The following is a 15,816-nucleotide window of genomic DNA, read 5'->3' as shown; positions in this document are numbered from 1 at the left end:
CAACGAGGCGGCCATCGCAATGTATCGCCACAGCGGCTACGAAGTGTCGTCGATGTCCATGCGTAAGAACCTGTAATGGCAAGAACGGGTCGGCGACGCCCCTCAGGCGATCCTTGCTGAACCAGCGGCAGGCCCAGGTCCCGGGCCAGGGAGCAGGGGCAACCGCAGGGGGCATTGTCAACTTGTTGGCGTGCGGTTACTTGAGGGTGTGCGGGAGTGTGCTTCCGCCAGACTTGCGTCCCACCTGAACATCCCTCCCTGGACCATCAAGATCCATTGTCAGGGTGTCCACTCCAAAGGATCAGCCTCAGAACGCACGTCACCCGGTTCGGGGACCACGTGGCGCTCGGTCGTGCCGACCGAGCGGCGAGGGCTGATCACGGCCCTGGTCGACGACGCCGGGGAGCAGCTGCAGCAGTTGCACGGCGCTCGGCACCACCGCCGAGGTGGCCCGGCACATGTTGGAGGGCTTGAGCCGTGGCACGGGTCTGCTCGATTAGGTGCGGTTCAGGGCGAGTGGCGGACGGCAGCAACGGCGACGTGGCGTTTTCGCCACCGACGCCCTTGAACCGTCGTAGCAGCGCGACGATCGCTATCCGCACGCCGGCCCATGGCTCTTCAGCCAGCCGTGCACATGGTCGGGCTTCTCGCGCGAGACCGAACTTCGATCGCAGTGACGGGCGGCGGCCATCGGAGCCGAAACCAAAGCCTCCCGGGGCATGAGAGGCGATCAATCGAGATCGGACGCCCTCGCGCGAGGTCAGGCACTCGCTCGGCTCCGCCGGGCATTGCGTCGACTGCCGTTGAACCGGTCGGCGATGCGGTCAATGAGCCAGACGGCACGGAGACCGGCCCGGGTCATGGCCGGCGCGGGGAAGAACTTGGGCTTCTTGCGCCACAGGGCGAGGAGGTCCTCGTGTGGGGCGTCGCCGAGGATGTGGTCGGCGATCAGCTGCCCGAGGTAGGGGGCTTGTCCCAGGCCGTGCCCATTGCAGCCGATCGAGTAATAGATGTTGTCGGCGACCTGGCCGGCCACGGGCAGCCAGCTGGGCGTGACCGCTATCCAGCCGCCCCACGCGCGGTCGAACTCGACGTCTGCAAAGGAGGGGAAGTGCGTCCTGAACCCGTCCACGAGACCGGCCACCACTGACTCGTCGGCCGTGCGTCCCGGCGAGAGCGGGTGCTTTCCCCGCTGCAGCCTGCGCACGCCGGTTACGATCGTGTTGCGCGGGGTCAGCCGGTAGTTCTGCATCCGCGCGGGATCCCGAGCTCTGCGCTGTTTCCAACCTCTACGGTCGCGCCGCACCTGGCGAGGATCTTGGCGCCCCTGCGGACCCTGCCCATCTGGCCCTTCGAAACTGCGACACCGACATTGCCCGTCGGCTCGTAGTCGCACTCGATGTCGAGGCGCTTCATCAGGCTCTCGATGAAATGGGCGGAGTTCTCAGCGAACCTCACGATGGAGGGCAGGCGCTTGGGGTAGAGAATATTGAGCATCTGGATGTCGCCGCCTGGACCACCCGCCAGCTGTCCGGCATTGCGCGAACTCGACCCGTGGCCGCAGAACTCTGCTTCGAGCAGAACGACGTCGACTCCGCGCTCGGCCAGGCGCAAGGCGGTTGACATGCCTCCGAGACCGCCGCCGATGACTGCCACATCGCAGGTGATCTCCCCCTTGAGTGCCGGAAGGACGTCGGACGGCGGATCGATCCATCCCGTGAACGGCGTGTACTCGATCTTTCGGGTGCTCATGTCACCGTTCCTCATGTGTGTGCTGCGCAGGCGGTGCAGCTTCGGATGAAATATGTCGAACTCGTATCGAGTTTGAACATACTGGGGATGCGATGCCAAAAGGCACGCTCGGGTCGTGGCGACCATGGCCTGCTACGATGTCGACTCGTGATCGACTTTGCTCTTCCGGCCGGGGCGTGACATGACTAAGCGGAGCAGTGGCGGGTCAAGACGCGTCGCGTCGACGGGCGACACACCCACCACCCATCAGGCACCAGCCCGACCGGAAGCCGTACTGCAGCGGCGCGGCGTGGCCCGGGTCAAGGCGATCCTGGACGCCGCGGAGGAGATCCTGGTGGAGGGCGGCTACGAAGCCGCCACCCTCAAGGCCATCGGCGAACGGGCGGGTATTCCTACACCGTCGGTGTACCACTACTTCTCCGACCGCTACCAGGTGGACGCGGCGATCATCAGGCGCCACGTCGATGCACTGACAGACGAGCTGGACCGCATCGGCGAGGAGGACTTCCGATCGATCTCGGATGCGGTGACCGTCGTGTTCGATCCGATCGTCGAGTACTTCCGAACGCATCCGAGTTGCGTCGAGCTGTGGTTCTCCGGTCGCAACGAGGCACTGACCGCCCTCTTTCAAGAGTTCGACGATCACGTCTCCGAACACATGTGGAGACTGGTCATCGATCGTCGACTACTGCGCGCCGACACGCCGCTACTCGCCATGAGGCTGGCCTTCGAGGCCGGCGGACACCTCTTCGACGTCGCGTTCAAGCAGGACCGGAACGGCGATGAGGCAACAATGACGGAGCTCAAGCGACTGGTGAGCGCCTACCTCGGGACGTACGCGGCTGGCAGTACGACCGCTCAAGCGGACTGAGGTGCGCAACGACCTTTGACGGCACCCTCTGCAACCCCCTAAACTCGAACACGATTCAAGTTTAGGATCTTCGTGCCGCCATGCCGGCGTGCATGCGCCATGAGCCGTACCCAAGGGTTTCGGTTGCCCTGGTCCGCTGCCTCTGCATACCTGCCGCCGCGAGAGCAGCCGAAACCCGCTCCCCCGCCTGCAACGCCACACCCTGACCACAGCAACGGAACCCGGCTCCACCACACCCCGACACACCCTCAGGACACCTCTCGCTCAACAACGTGACAGCACCGGCCGAGTTGCTCTTCACCAGGAGCTGCCTCGGGCGCGGTCACAGCCCGGCGTGCCAGTCCCGCTCCGGATCGCCTGTGTCGAATACGCTGCGAAGACGTCCAACCTGGCGTCCTTGATAACGCGTACGCACAAGGGAATGCCGCTCAGTGGCAGCTCTTCACATCAGCCCGTATGGCGCAGCTGCCGGATGTAGGAAGGGGTGTGGCATGAGGTCCCCAGGCGTGCACCTACGAGAGATCACCGACGACAACCGGGATGCCGTTCGTGCCCTCCACGTCCGACGTGACCAGAAGCAGTTCGTCGCCTCCGTGTCCAAGTCGCTCAAGGAGGCGGCAAAGACGCCGGAGGCCAATCCCTGGTACCGCGCCGTCTACCGTGGCGACGAGCCAGTCGGCTTCGTGATGCTGTCGTGGAAACCGCCGGCTGGTCCTTTCAAAGGGCGGCACTTCCTCTGGCGCCTCCTCGTCGGCAAGCGGTACCAGAGGCGAGGGATCGGCCGAGAGGCGCTCACGCAGATCGTCGCCCTGGTTCGCGCGGACGGCGCCACCGAGCTGCTGACCAGCTACGAGCCCGGCGACGGCGAACCGTGGCCCTTCTACCAGAAGTTCGGGTTCGAGCCCACCGGGGAGATCGACGACGGCGAGATCGTTCTGCGGCTCGCCTTCCCCGCTCGGTGAACTCATACGGGAAGCCGGGGACGGTTTTGTGGGAGTCTTCGCTTCCTTGTCCGGGGTGGTTCTCGGTTCGTGTCCGCCTTGGATGCTGTGGGCTGGGCTGATTCGGTTTCTTTCATGGGGTGTTGAGCTTCGATGGCCGGGTGCTGGTGTTGGACAAGTGGTGAGGATTAGCTGGTCACTGGGTGAGGATTACCTGGTCAGGGGGTGAGAGCTCCCAGGAGGAGCTGCGCGAGGCCCACCTCACCCGCCTCGCCGCCCAGCGCCTGGCAGTCGCCTGATGGCCCCGCAGCACGGCGCACGCCGCGCCAGGATCGCGTTCTCCGACTCCGCCGCCAAGCAGCTGGAGAACCTGACCAGCGAGGCGGCGATCCGCACCCTGGTCGTCATCTCCGTCGACCCCGATGTCGACGAGCCGATCCCCGGCGACACCGCCGGCCCCAGCTGCGCCAGCACGCCGACGAAGTCGAGCGCGTACGGCTCCTGTACTGGGTCACCGCGCTGCGCACCTGGCGCTGCTCGTCCTCCTGGTCCTGCTGCACGGTGGGTCTGGCGTGCAACGCAGCATTCGCACGACTCAGTCGGCACACCGGTGCTGCTCATGCAGCGCGCTCGCCCGGGGGCGGCCGGAGACCGGGCCGGCACCGTGCTGCCGCTCGTGGGCAGTCGGCGCCGGGTAGTAGCAGCGGGTCGTCGTTTGTTCTGGTCCGGCGCGCTCGGCCCCAAGGCCGCAGACTCGACCGCCTCAACGCGCCTGGAGGAAGCCGCCGGAGGCGCGGCGGAGGTGGCGGACTACTGCGCTGCTCGGCCGCGAGGCCGGCGAAGGCAAGGGCCGGGCGGAAGCCGGTAGCGGTGTGCGGAAGGACGGGGAGCGGGAGGAGAAGCCGGAAGCCGTGCGGCAGTCGACGACGAAGGCCTCGGACGTGTCGGCCGGGGCGGGTCCGCCGGGCGCTGACGCGACTCGGGCGGGCCGCTCGCGGGCTCGAGGGGCGGCCCTCGCCCCACCCGGCCTAGGGCGACACCACCGCCCGGTCGTCGGCGATCCGGTCCACGTCGAGGGCCCCGCCGCGGCCGGTGTGATGCTTTCGACCCGTCCGGCGCTGAGATGTACATGAACATAAAATTCAAACATGCGCCCGATTCTGCACGTCGTCTCGCTCTCGTCCTCGCACTCGCTGCCGTGCCCGTCGCCGCCGTCTCTCCCACAGCCCACGCCGAAGGATCCAAGGCGCCAGAGGTCGTGCTGACCACACCGGACAGATACACGCCCGTCCAGGACGTGCTGTACGCCGCCGGAGATACCGGCTATCTCCACCGGCGGGAGACGGACGACGGCTCCACCGCCCCGTACCAGTGGCGCGGATACGACGGGACCGAGCGGACCGTCGAGAACTTCACCGGCCAACTGCCGGGTCAGCAGGGCTACTACGGGGCGGGGACGGACATCCTTCCCGTGCCCGTCGGTGCGAGCGGAGTCGTGCAGCTGCGGGACCCGGCGACGGGCGAGTCGACGCCGCTCACCGTGCCTGACGGTCAGTACACCGTCGCTTCCTTCGGGCGGACCGTGCTGACGTTCTCCTACAACGAGGTGTGGCAGGTGGACAAGCTGCACATCCTCCGGCTCCAGGACGGCGCGACCACCGAAACCCCGATCGAACCACCGCCGGGACTGCGTTTCGACCGGTACCCGGTCGCCGCCGGGGACGGGCAGCTGGCCGTCGTGAGGTTCACCCGCGCGCACACCATCGGCCTCGTCGACCTGACGACCGGCACCCTGACGCCCGTCTCCACCAACGTCGCCGTCGACGAGCCCTGGTCCGTCCAGGCCGCCGTTTCCCCCACCCACATCGCCTGGTACCAGAAAGGCATGAGCCAGGCCCGGGTGATCCGCCGCGACGACCCGTCCGGGGCACAGACATCCGTCACCGTGCCGCCCTCCGACGAGGGCACCCCCGTCGTCGGACTGGCCGGCGAGTGGCTCCTCACAACCTACCGGCCGCAGGCCCCCACCGAGCAGAACCCTCCCGCGCGTCGGGGAGGCCCCCTCAAGGCCACCCCGCTCAGCGGCGGTTCACCCATCACCCTGCTGGACGCGGCGCAGCCCGACCTGCCTCAGGTCCCCGGCGGCGGAGCGGTGACGGTAGGCGGCGCGCACGCCGGCGACTGGGCGGTGCGCCGGGTCGAGACCGGGCCGGACGGCCGCCCGACGCTGCGCACGCTCGCCGAGGTACCCGCCGCGCCCGCCGTTCTGCGCGGCATCGCCCTCTCCGGTGGCCAGTTGGTCACCAAGGAGGAAGACAGCGGGCCGCGGCCCTCCTATCAGACCCGCGAGGTGACCCTCACCGGTACGCCGTCGGCGGGGGCACGCTCCGAGGTCACCACCGCCCCTCTCGGTGGCAGTTACGGCCAGCCGCTGGGCGCGGGGGACGGTTCGGTCGTCCATGTACGGTACGACGAAGCCTCTCAGCGGGACGTCCTGGTCCGCGCAAAGGCGGGCGGTACGCGCACCGAGGTCGTGCCCCTCGACCGCACCATGCCGCCGACCTCGGGCCGCGGCCTGCGCGACGCCGCCGGGCGGTACGCGGTCTACGGAGGTGGCGACGAGCGGGTGGTCGTCGATTTCGAAGCACCCGGTGGCGGGGCGGTGGTCCAGCAGCTGAAGACCCCGGCGGCCGCGCTCAGGGGATCCACGCTGTGGACCACGGACGGCACCGGCGGCCGCGTCGAGGCACGCGATTTGGTCTCCGGCGCGATCACCCCGTACACGGTCGGCGCCTCGTGCGTGATCCGCGACATCCAGGTCGCCGGGCGCTGGATGTACTGGGACTGCCTGGGCCAGGACATGACCGGCGACCAGTCGACCCCGTTCGGCGTGTACGACCTGAAGTCCGGTGCCAGCATCAGTCTGCCCAAACGCGGAAAGCTCGGAGACGGCTTCCTCGTCAACCACGACACAGCCGCGGGCAAGCTGCAGCTCACCGACTTCCACACCGGCACCGTCGCCGCGCCCCGGACGCTGGCAGACCTGTCCGCCGCGACCGGCTGGAAGAACTACGACGTGGACAAGTTCGGCAGCGGAATCGCATGGCTGGACGCCGACGGCACGGCGCACGTCACTTCGAGCGGTACGCCGGCCCTCAGTTCGGGTCTCTGACCCGGGTACGGGCGGCGCCACCCTGCCGCCGCCCGCGCCCTGAGGCACCGCTGAGATCTCCCCTTCGTCGGGCGCCCAAGGAGCCCGTGAGGCGCTCGCGGCCCGCCTGCGGCACCTGCGCAACGACGCCGGCCTCACCGGTGTGTCGTCTCAATCAGGAGGACGGACGCGTAGAAGTTGCCGCAGGGCGTGCATGCCGTGCTCGCGGGCGGCGGTGTGCTCGCGGCGGGTCGATACGATGCTGCTCCGTGAGGCGGCATTACCGCTGGTCCAAAGGGCAGATACTTTCGTCAGCTGTAGGCCGCCTGACGCAACGTGTTGTCGAGCGCCAGGCGCGCTGCGTCGTCCTCTGGGCCCGGGGGTTGTGTGGGTAGCGGGTGATCAGCGATTCCTGCTGGGCATGGGTGAGGAAGCGCCAGTGCACGATGCCGCAGCGGGCCTTCTTGGCCTTGCGCCGGGCGGTGGCAGGGGTACGAGTTGGCATGGCTCAGCACTCTGCGGGTGCGGGCCTGTGGACAGCGGACAGGTGTGTGAGCGCGGGACTGCAGCACAGCCCCGTCATGGGTCCCACAAGCCCCCGCACGGATATCACCGGTAGTAGCCGGCGCGGGACACACCCATCACCCGGCACAGCCGCTGCACGCCGAAGTCGGCGCGGTGACCGGAGGTGAAGTCCCAGCGGCGGTCCTTCACTTCACCTCCTCGGCGCAACAGGCGGCTGCCCGGCGCAGGATCTCGCGCTCCAGCTGCCACTCCTTCTGCCTTCAGCAGCCTGGCGTTCTAGGCCCGCAGCCGGGTCAGCTCCTCGGCCCGGCCCTCCAGGCCGTTCCCGCCACGAGCGGTCGACGCCGGTACTCCGCCGTCCTTGCCGACCCACGTGCGCAGAGACCCGGCCGTGATCCCGAGATCCGCGGCCACCGCCGCATACGTGCGCTTGCCGCCGCCCGCGCGATACAGCACGACGGCGTCCCTCCGGAACCCCTCCGAGCATGGAGACTGGCATCCCACCTGGACATCCCTTCCTGGACCATCAAGATCCATTGTCAGGGTGTCCACTCCAAGGGATCAGCCTCAGTCCCGGCATCCCCGGTGGTGCGAGCGAATAGCGTCCGCGCGGCGGCCCGTAGTGCGCGGGAGCAGGAGAAGCTGCGCGCGGCGGGCCGCCCTGTCCTACCAGGTGCCGTGGGTGGGTCGCCGCGGGGGAAGAGGGGGGCCGGGGCGGGGTTCCTGCTTCCGTTCCCCCGCGGCAGGTCAGGCGCGGACGGCGCGGCTGGGTCCATCCGGCGGCTGCGGCGGGGCGGCGGCGGTTCGCCGGGCCACGTGCCCGGTGGGGTCAGGTGGCGCAGGTGTCGAGCATCTGGGACAGGGCGGTGGCCTCGGCAGGGTTGGCGGTGAGGTGGTAGGTGGCCTTCACGCTGATCCAGGCCCGGCTGTAGGTGCAGTGGTACGACTTCAGCGGCGGCTTCCAGTTCCCCGGATCCTTGTCGCCCTTCGCCCGGTTGCTGCCGCCCTGACACCGCGATCAACTGCGAATGCACCAAGTCGTTCGCGATGGAGCGGCGTTCAGGCGTCGGCCTCGAGAAGGTCCGTGACGTCGTCGGCCTGTACCTGGACCCGCCAGAGCGGGCCATCGTCCTGTGCGTGGCACACCGTACGGGGTGTTCGCCACGGACGACGGTGCGGTGTGCCGGCACCACGACATGGCGGAGCTGCACGCTTTGCTGTCGGACTTCGACCTGGTCGAGGAGTGCCGAATCGAGGTGGCCACGATGAACGGCCACCGGTCGCAGGCTGTGCAGCTGCTGGCCCGCAAGCGGTGGCGATCACAGCCACTCGTTGATGGCCGCGATCAGCACGGTCGCCTCGTAGCGGACGGAGAGCTTGCCGTACCTTGTCGCCACCGCGCGGTGGCGCTTGAGGCGGTTGATGCCGCACTCCACCGCGTGGCGCTCTTTGTAATCGGCCGCGTCGAAGTTCGGCGGCCGGCCACCGCGGGAACCGTGCTTCTTGCGGTTGGCGATCTGGCCGCGTTTCTCCGGGATCGTGCAGCGGATACCGCGCTTGCGCTGCGGGACCATTCGGGTCTACCCCCGGCCGACTTCGCGCTGCCAGAACGACGCCAGCACCATCGCCGTGGCGACCTATGACAGCAACGGCAAGCTCGCCAACTCAAGTTTCTTCCTGACCCTCCAATGTTCCCGAAGCCGACGCGCCTTCGTGAGAAATCGGGAACCGGGGCAGCGGCCAGCCGTCGCGTCGTCGAGCCTGCGTTCTGCGGCCGGGTGACGGTCGCTGTAGCCCTTCGGCAGCCGTAAGTGTAGGTGTCATTCCTGCTGATCGGGCCGATCGAAGGATCCCGTCCAAGCCACCACGGCAGGTGGTTCACCAGCTGGTCTCCGAAGCAGTGCAGGACTGTCAGGAAGTCCTGCGGTACACAGAACCCGATGTCGCGTACGACTGTAAGCAGATGACGCTGTGCCGGGCCACGGACGCGACGGACACGATGAACATGGCAGCATGCTGATCGCGGCGTACTGCCGCCGCATCGGCGTGAGTGAGTACGACTGGCGTCCCATCGCCAGCTCTCCCAGCAGTACGACCGGGCCGTTGGGCCTGGCAAGGGGAGTGGGCACGTCCGGCGGGTCTGCTGGGCGACGAGGCGCCCGGCGTGCGTCGGTGGTGATCCGTCGTGGCCCTGCATGCAGTACAACAGCGGGCGCAGAGTGGTGTCGAAAGCGCAGCGGCCGCAGGAGGATCCGCAGAGGCTGTTCACCGACGCGTGCCTGCGCGGGCTGCGGGCGAAGCTCTGCGACGCCCGCAGTTCGCTGGACCGGTTCCCGCCGAAGGTGGCCGCGATGGCTCAAAAGGTCGCTGGCGCGCTCGAAGTTCCGGAGCTGGCCACGACGTGACCGGAGTCGCGCCGTCGCTGGACAGCGCGACTCCATAGCCGGGCCGCGGGGATGTTGTGCCGGGGCCCATGGTGTGTTCGGGCGCGGGGTCAGACATGCGAGGCTTGCTGACGTGCGAACGCGAACCCATACCTTCTTGCTGACCGTGGCGGTATCGCTCGTAGCGGTGCCCAGCATCGCCGGATGTGCCGCTGAGAGTGCCACATCCGGCTCTGACGATTCCGACATCCAATATACAAACCTGCCTGTCTCGGGGGTGCCGGATTACCAGCTCGGCAGGCCGTACACACCGCCCGCCGGGGTAACCATCGTGGAGCGGGACAGCACTGCGCACCCGGCGGAGGGCAAGTACAACATCTGCTACGTCAACGGGTTCCAGACCCAGCCAGAAGACGCTGGCCTGTGGAAGTCGAAGTACCCGGCCGCGATCCTGCGGGATTCCACCGGTAACCCTGTGTCCGACCCGGGCTGGCCGGATGAAATGCTCCTCGATACCACGACCGCAGCGAAGCGCGCCACGATCACGAAGGTGTTGACGAAGTCGATCGCCCGTTGCGCCGACCGCGGGTTCGACGCCGTGGAATTCGACAATCTCGACTCGTGGACCCGGTCGCACGGGGCATTGACACGGTCCGGGAACCTCGCACTGGCGAAGTCGCTCGTGCGGATCGCGCACCGCGACGGGCTCGCCGCCGGACAGAAGAACACCCCTCAACTTGGTACCTCCGGCCGGAAGAGCACCGGATTCGACTTCGTCGTCGCCGAGGAGTGCGTCAAGTATCAGGAGTGCGACGCGTACACGAAGGCGTACGGCAAGCACGTAATCGACATCGAGTACTCGGACAACATCGGACGGAGGTGGTCCTCGGTGTGCGCGCTGAAGAGTCGCCCAGCGATGACGATCCTGCGCGACCGCAACCTGGTGCCCCCGACGAAGAAGGCCTACGTCTTCGAGCACTGCTGACGCATTTGGCTGGCCTTGCATACTTCGGTCCATTCGTGTGCGTGGCCTCCCCGCCGCTCCCCCCAAAGAGGGTCGTCCAGGGCCGTCTCCGGGTCGGCAGTCCCCGCCGCTTCCAGGACCACGACGAGATCGTGGTCGCAGTGCGCCAGGCCGAGGATCTCGTCGCGCCCGTACCGGTGCACTGCTCCCCCTTCCAGGTTCACCCGGGACCGGTGCCTGGACCAACCGGTCCCGGACCGGGGGCTACTGCCGTTTCTGGCCGTGGACCTCTGGGGCGGAACCGCGACCATGGGTTACTACCTGTCAGGCAGAGTCGATGAGGGGACCCAGGTCACGCCGTCGGCACGGCGCGGGACTGGTTGGTGGAGCGGCAGACCGCTGCGACACACGAGCTCAGCCGTCGTTCTTTCCTCTGAGACCGAGGCCACGCCGCAGGATGCTGCTGGCACGGCGCTTGAGCTCCCGGTATCGGATCGTCGCGGTCGACCAGCGCGGGCACGGCGCCAGCGAGCGCCACCCGCAGGACGTCTCCCACGCTGCCTACGTCACCGGCGTCTTCGCCGTTGTCGATCAGCTGGCGCTGCAGCAGCCCGTTCTGGTCGGCCAGTCGCTGGGCGGGCACACGGCCATGCTCACCGCCGCCGCACATCCCGGGCTCGTCCGCGCGCTCGTGCTCGTCGAGGCCGGCCCCGGCGGTGCAAACCCGAACGGCCCCGTGAACATCGGCGGATGTCTCGACTCATGGCCGACACAGTTCCCCTCACGCGAAGCGGCAGCCACATTCCTCGGCGGCGGACCGGTCGGCGCAGGCTGGGCGGCCGGGCTGGAGGAGCGCGAGGGCGGATGGTAGCCCTCGCTTCGACCGGGACGTGATGGTCCGCTCGCTGGCGGAGAACGCCCAGCGTTCCTTCCGGCACGAGTGGGGGCAGGTCGCGTGCCCCACCCTGGTCGTCCTGGCCCAATCCAGCTTCGTCCCTGCGCAGGAAGCCGACGAGATGCTCCAGCAGCGACCCGCCACCCTGTCCATGAGCATCCCCGGCACCCGCCACGAGCTGCATCTGGAACAGCCCGAGATCCTGCACACCGCGCTCTCGGGCTTCCTCGAGGGCCTCGCCTGAAACTCCTGCGCGGTCACAACGACACCAAAGTCAGACCCCCGCACATGGCCATCGATCCACAGGTCTTGACAGGGCTGGCCGCGGACACCACCCCTACTTGGCCGTGTGCGTGGGGTAGACCTCAACGTCGGTGTAGGCGCCCTTGATCTCCCCCGCGCCCGCAGGCCACTTCAGGTTCACGGTGTGGGTCTCGTTCGGGGGCGTCACCAGGATGTTGGTCGGGGACGCGAGGCTGTCGCCGGTGTTGTCGATGTCGTAGGCGAGGTTGAAGACAGCGGCGTCTCCTGGCTTCAGGGTGGTGATACGCGGCTGGGCGTGGCCGCGCTCGATGGGGTTCGAGGTGTTGTCGGCGTCCTTGATGTCGACGCCCGCGAAGCCCGTCGCCGAGCAGGTGGTCGAACCTCGGTTGATCATGGTGATGTCGATCCTCCCGGAGTCCTCGTCGGGCGCGGCGTCCCTGGCGTCGATGGCCAGGTCCTCCGTCTTGCAGAACGTGACCTTGCTGCCGGTCGTCGTCGCGCCGTTCGCGGCTGTCTCTGCCTCGGTGTCCTCACCGGAGCCCGACTTCGCGTTGCCGGCTCCCGATCCGCCGGAGCCCGAGCTGTCCTCAGACTTCGAGCCACTGTCCGAGGACGAAGAAGACGAGGACGAGGAGCCCTTGGAGGACGAGCCCTTCCCGGAGCTGTCGCTGCCACAGGCGGTGAGCGAGAGGGTGGCGGCGACGCCGATGGCAGCGAGAGCAGTGATACGGGTGTACTTCACGGTGTTCCCCCGGGAGTAGCGCGGTGCATCTGGTCGGAAGTATTTGTATCTCGCACGGAGTCACAGGCGGTCCTCCGCGACGTCTTCGTTCTGTCACAGGCGCATTGACCGGGCGGTCCGCCAAGGCGGGCGTCACCGCACGGTCACCGTGCCTGGCCCGCCGGGAACGCGCGCCGACTCAGCTCGCGCATCGCGCAGGCCTGCCGCCGACTGCTTCCGCGATGCCCTGGTCGATGTGCCGGTCCGTCCGGGTGGCCTGGTGAGCGGCGAGCGCCTGATGAAAGCCGGGCGATGCCATCTCCCGCATCCTCACCGGGCCCACGGCGACGTCGGTCGGGGCCACCAGAGCAACGTCGACCGGCTCGGGTACGGGTACGGCGCCGGGCGGCAGGATCCGCAGGGCGCGAACGACGATGCGGCCCGCTGCCTTGTTGGCGATCTCGATGACCCGGGTCTGCTCCAGGCGGGCCTTCGTCGCCCACGCCGACGACCCCGGGCACACGGTGAGCCGGCCGGAGTCCAGGTCGAAGCCGACGGCCGCGACGCGCCCGGCCAGCTCGGGAGCGATGGTCGCCCACCGCTCCCGCGGGGAAGCGCCGGCGGCCGGGAGCCCCCAGGCCGTCGACCCTGCTTTGCTGCTCGCGGAGATGGCGGTGCCACACCCGGCGCGGCCGACCTGGCCCGATGTCCTGCGCTTCATGAACAGCACGGTCCTGCCCGGGGAGCGGCTGATGCCGCTGGACGACTTCATGGGGCGGCCGCACGGCCGGTGGTGGTGCCGGAGACGGTGGTGGTGGACCGGGGGAAGGTGTTCCTGTCGAAGGCGTTCACGGGCGCCTGCGAAGCGCTCGGGATCCGCGTGCAAGCCGCACCTGCATTCGTCGGCGCGGGCCATGAACGCGGCCACCGAGCGTGACTCACCCCCGCCCCTCCACCACCCCCGACTCCCAGGCCCAAGCCGCGATCTCCACGCGGTTGCGGGCGGACAGCTTCGTCTGAACATTTCCGAGGTGGGTCTTCACCGTGCCCACCGAGATGGTCAGCTCGTCGGCGATCTCGGCGTTCGTCAGGCCTCGGGCGACCAGGCGCACCAGGTCCTTCTCCCGCTCGGCGAGCGCGGTGTGCGGCTCGCGCGGAGCGGGCGCGGCGCTGTTGAGGTGCCGCAGCAGTCGGACCTGATCGCCGGGCTCACCAGGGCCTCGCCGGAGGCGGCCGCCCTGATGGCCTCGACGAGCAGGGCGGGGCCCGAGTCCTTGATAGGGAAGACCTCAACCCGGGTGTTGATGGGGGCCGCCGCGGGGTGTATGTCTCCTTCAACCGGAGATCGCCGATCACCCGAAGATTGTGTTCGGCCCGAACGCGGAGTGCCGTACCGCGCACTCCTTCGCCTACCGAGCGGTCGGGCGCCGGTATGCCAACCGCGTCCAGAAGTCCGCTCACCTGCCGCCGGCGGAGACCGCCCGCCGCCTGGGCCTGCGCCCCGCGACCTGGTCGTCAACGGCCGCGTGATCAAGGTCAACCATCAGGCCCGTCTGGTGATGGGCACGGTGCGCCGCTTCTGCTACACACCGCCGAGAAGGCGACGGCGCTTGCCATGGGCTCGGCGCCTGCACAGCGGCCGTCCCACACCGGTCTGGGGTCTGGGTGTATAGATCTGGCTCGCATGGGTAGGCACCAAGTGAGCGCCGAATCGGAAGCCGCTCGGACCGAAGAAACGCCCCGCCAAGGCACTCGGCCAGCGAGTCGTGACGAATTCTCTTCACACGGCGCAGTGCGGCTCTTCGCGTCCGCACCCGGCGCTTTCCGGAGGCGCGTACGTTCATTTCGCATAGACACTTTCTCTGGAGAACGCGCTCGTCTCGAAGTTCGCCCAGGTGAGGCAAGGAGAGCAGGGGCCTGACTTCCGGCGGGTGAGGAGGACGTGATGGCCGGAATCCATGAAGAGCTGCCGGACGAAGGTCTCTCCGTTCCGGAGGACACCCAGATGACCGCCGGTGCCACACCGCCCGCTGAGTCAGGCGTTTCCGAACTCGGCCCCCCACAGGAAGCCCCACGGAGGAGCTGGCGCCCGACACCGCTGACACCAGTCCTGGCGGTGTTTGTCCTGGTCCTGCTTCTGGTGGCGGCGCTGGCGATTTTCAAGGCTGTGGGGTGAGGACACGCCCCTGAGGAGACCGCACTGACCGGGGAGTGGCTGAGGGGGAGCAGCTGCTGCAGCGCTGTGGCCGGGGCCGTCGTGGGCGCTCCGCTCAGCGCGGCGCCGCCGTGGTTCTTTGAGCGGGGGTGCTTGAAAACGGAGCCCGCCGGGGACGGCTCCCGGATCCGTAGTCAGCACCACTGCCTCCGGATCCCGTACACGCGCACGGCCCCGTGCCCAGCGGGGGTGATCGCCTCGGTGACCGTCCCGCCGGGTGTGGGCGCCCTCGGACGCGGCGGTGACGCGGAAAGGGCGAACAGGATGCTCATGCGAATCGATCCCTTCCGCGAGATGGACCGGCTGACTGCCTGGCGTTGAACGCGACTCCATCGACTTGCATGTCGAACAGAACGTGATCACCGTGAAGGCGGAGCGCCGGATCGGCGCGTCCAGCGACGGCAGCGACGTGCTGATTGCGGAGCGCCCGACCGGATCTTTCAGTCGGCGGCTGTTCCTGGGCGAGACGCTGGACACCGACCGCATCGCCGCCTCCTACGACGGAGGCGTGCTGCGGCTGACCATTCCGGTCGCCGAGCGGGCCAAGCCGCGGAAGATCGAGATCAGGGCCGGATACGGCTCACCCAAGAAGATCAGCCTCTGAGCGGCAGCGAAGTCGAGGGGCTGCCCGCTCCTTGTCCCCCGCCCCCTCGGCTCGTCGTTGCGGCTGCCCCTCGGGTAGCCGACAGCCGGGGCAGTCACGTATCCGGAACACACGTTTGAAGGGAGCGAGTGATGACACGGGCGGTAGGCATTGACCTGGGTACGACCAACTCCGTGGTCGCCGTCCTTGAGGGCGGCGAGCCGACCGTCATCACCAACGCAGAGGGCTTGCGGACCACACCGTCGGTGGTCGGCTTCTCGAAGCAGAAGGGTGAGGTGCTGGTCGGTGAGGTCGCCAAGCGCCAGTCCGTGACCAACATCGAGCGCACCGCGCGGTCGGTGAAGCGGCACATGGGCGAGACGCAGTGGCGTTTCCCGGAGTCCGGTGACATCGACGGCAAGCGGTACACGGCGCAGGAGATCTTGGCGCGGGTCCTGCAGAAGCTGAAGCGGGACGCCGAGGCGTACCTGGGTGAGGACGTGACGGACGCGGTCGTCACCGTCCCGGCGTACTTCAACGACAGCCAGCG

13 protein-coding genes and 5 pseudogenes are annotated in these 15,816 nt (G+C 68.4%); 11 read left to right on the top strand and 7 right to left on the bottom strand.

Going from position 1 to position 15,816, the window contains the following annotated elements; all coding sequences use genetic code 11:
• Positions 1-760: 760 nt before the first annotated feature.
• Both ACWCQ6_RS32170 and ACWCQ6_RS32165 read right to left on the bottom strand, forming a co-directional pair.
• The gene (locus ACWCQ6_RS32170) at positions 761-1,252 is read right to left on the bottom strand and encodes an NAD(P)/FAD-dependent oxidoreductase (protein WP_451095244.1); all 492 of its coding nucleotides are present in this window, start codon (positions 1,250-1,252) and stop codon (positions 761-763) included.
• Positions 1,234-1,752, bottom strand: a complete 519-nt coding sequence (locus ACWCQ6_RS32165; protein ID WP_451095242.1) for an NAD(P)/FAD-dependent oxidoreductase — start codon at positions 1,750-1,752, stop codon at positions 1,234-1,236. Before ACWCQ6_RS32165 ends, ACWCQ6_RS32170 begins: the two co-directional genes overlap by 19 nt.
• A 289-nt stretch (positions 1,753-2,041) precedes the next feature.
• Here ACWCQ6_RS32165 and ACWCQ6_RS32160 point away from each other — a divergent pair, with 289 nt between their 5' ends.
• The 4 genes and pseudogenes from ACWCQ6_RS32160 to ACWCQ6_RS32145 all read left to right on the top strand — a co-directional run bounded on the left by ACWCQ6_RS32160 (position 2,042) and on the right by ACWCQ6_RS32145 (position 6,736).
• Complete coding sequence (locus ACWCQ6_RS32160; protein ID WP_451095240.1) at positions 2,042-2,623, top strand: TetR/AcrR family transcriptional regulator; 582 nt, start codon at positions 2,042-2,044, stop codon at positions 2,621-2,623.
• A 491-nt stretch (positions 2,624-3,114) separates the two neighbouring features.
• On the top strand, positions 3,115-3,585 hold the full coding sequence (locus tag ACWCQ6_RS32155; protein WP_451095238.1) for a GNAT family N-acetyltransferase: 471 nt from the start codon (positions 3,115-3,117) through the stop codon (positions 3,583-3,585).
• A gap of 277 nt (positions 3,586-3,862) precedes the next feature.
• Positions 3,863-4,092: pseudogene (locus ACWCQ6_RS32150) on the top strand (hypothetical protein); the annotation flags it as partial.
• 730 nt (positions 4,093-4,822) lie between these two features.
• Positions 4,823-6,736 carry a hypothetical protein gene (locus ACWCQ6_RS32145; RefSeq protein ID WP_451095236.1) on the top strand — a complete coding sequence of 638 codons (1,914 nt, stop codon included), beginning with the start codon at positions 4,823-4,825 and terminating at the stop codon, positions 6,734-6,736.
• A 591-nt stretch (positions 6,737-7,327) separates the two neighbouring features.
• On the opposite strand, the pseudogene ACWCQ6_RS32140 reads toward ACWCQ6_RS32145, so the two are convergent.
• Together ACWCQ6_RS32140 and ACWCQ6_RS32135 are read right to left on the bottom strand one after the other, a co-directional pair.
• Positions 7,328-7,744: pseudogene (locus tag ACWCQ6_RS32140) on the bottom strand (IS3-like element ISRhosp1 family transposase); the annotation flags it as partial.
• Between the two features lie 815 nt (positions 7,745-8,559).
• Positions 8,560-8,802, bottom strand: a pseudogene (locus ACWCQ6_RS32135) (IS5 family transposase); the annotation flags it as partial.
• A 633-nt stretch (positions 8,803-9,435) separates the two neighbouring features.
• Here ACWCQ6_RS32135 and ACWCQ6_RS32130 point away from each other — a divergent pair.
• The 3 genes and pseudogenes from ACWCQ6_RS32130 (at position 9,436) to ACWCQ6_RS32120 (ending at position 11,727) form a co-directional block, all read left to right on the top strand.
• On the top strand, positions 9,436-9,645 hold the full coding sequence (locus ACWCQ6_RS32130; protein WP_451095234.1) for a hypothetical protein: 210 nt from the start codon (positions 9,436-9,438) through the stop codon (positions 9,643-9,645).
• Between the two features lie 145 nt (positions 9,646-9,790).
• A complete protein-coding gene (locus tag ACWCQ6_RS32125; protein ID WP_451095246.1) occupies positions 9,791-10,609 on the top strand; it encodes an endo alpha-1,4 polygalactosaminidase in 819 nt (272 codons plus the stop codon).
• A gap of 436 nt (positions 10,610-11,045) precedes the next feature.
• A pseudogene (locus tag ACWCQ6_RS32120) lies at positions 11,046-11,727 on the top strand (alpha/beta fold hydrolase).
• 93 nt (positions 11,728-11,820) lie between these two features.
• Here ACWCQ6_RS32120 and ACWCQ6_RS32115 read toward each other — a convergent pair.
• Positions 11,821-12,489 carry a DUF4232 domain-containing protein gene (locus tag ACWCQ6_RS32115; protein WP_451095232.1) on the bottom strand — a complete coding sequence of 223 codons (669 nt, stop codon included), beginning with the start codon at positions 12,487-12,489 and terminating at the stop codon, positions 11,821-11,823.
• 178 nt (positions 12,490-12,667) lie between these two features.
• Complete coding sequence (locus ACWCQ6_RS32110; RefSeq protein ID WP_451095230.1) at positions 12,668-13,189, bottom strand: DUF721 domain-containing protein; 522 nt, start codon at positions 13,187-13,189, stop codon at positions 12,668-12,670.
• A 69-nt stretch (positions 13,190-13,258) separates the two neighbouring features.
• Between ACWCQ6_RS32110 and ACWCQ6_RS32105 the strand changes: the two genes are divergently transcribed.
• Positions 13,259-13,405, top strand: coding sequence for a hypothetical protein (locus ACWCQ6_RS32105; RefSeq protein ID WP_451095228.1), 147 nt, complete (start codon positions 13,259-13,261; stop codon positions 13,403-13,405).
• 1 nt (position 13,406) lies between these two features.
• Here the strand turns inward: ACWCQ6_RS32105 and ACWCQ6_RS32100 are convergent.
• Positions 13,407-13,753 (bottom strand): annotated as a pseudogene (locus ACWCQ6_RS32100) (LuxR C-terminal-related transcriptional regulator); the annotation flags it as partial.
• 660 nt (positions 13,754-14,413) lie between these two features.
• Here ACWCQ6_RS32100 and ACWCQ6_RS32095 point away from each other — a divergent pair.
• The 3 genes from ACWCQ6_RS32095 to ACWCQ6_RS32085 all read left to right on the top strand — a co-directional run.
• The gene (locus tag ACWCQ6_RS32095) at positions 14,414-14,644 is read left to right on the top strand and encodes a DUF6480 family protein (protein ID WP_072489601.1); all 231 of its coding nucleotides are present in this window, start codon (positions 14,414-14,416) and stop codon (positions 14,642-14,644) included.
• A 376-nt stretch (positions 14,645-15,020) separates the two neighbouring features.
• Positions 15,021-15,287 (top strand): Hsp20/alpha crystallin family protein, encoded by a 267-nt coding sequence (locus tag ACWCQ6_RS32090; RefSeq protein WP_451095226.1) that lies wholly within the window; start codon positions 15,021-15,023, stop codon positions 15,285-15,287.
• A gap of 131 nt (positions 15,288-15,418) precedes the next feature.
• On the top strand, positions 15,419-15,816 hold a 398-nt coding region (locus ACWCQ6_RS32085), incomplete at its 3' end, for an Hsp70 family protein (RefSeq protein ID WP_451095224.1).

It is taken from the genome of Streptomyces sp. NPDC001880, assembly GCF_053594575.1.
This window is presented reverse-complemented; position numbering and strand designations above follow the sequence as displayed.

Excerpts from the sequence above, each read along its gene's own strand:
- ACWCQ6_RS32165 (WP_451095242.1), bottom strand. The coding sequence starts at position 1,752 with ATGAGCACCCGAAAGATCGAGTACACGCCGTTCACGGGATGGATCGAT.
- ACWCQ6_RS32130 (WP_451095234.1), top strand. The coding sequence starts at position 9,436 with ATGCAGTACAACAGCGGGCGCAGAGTGGTGTCGAAAGCGCAGCGGCCG.
- ACWCQ6_RS32155 (WP_451095238.1), top strand. The coding sequence starts at position 3,115 with ATGAGGTCCCCAGGCGTGCACCTACGAGAGATCACCGACGACAACCGG.
- ACWCQ6_RS32170 (WP_451095244.1), bottom strand. The coding sequence starts at position 1,252 with ATGCAGAACTACCGGCTGACCCCGCGCAACACGATCGTAACCGGCGTG.
- ACWCQ6_RS32110 (WP_451095230.1), bottom strand. The coding sequence starts at position 13,189 with ATGAAGCGCAGGACATCGGGCCAGGTCGGCCGCGCCGGGTGTGGCACC.
- ACWCQ6_RS32095 (WP_072489601.1), top strand. The coding sequence starts at position 14,414 with ATGGCCGGAATCCATGAAGAGCTGCCGGACGAAGGTCTCTCCGTTCCG.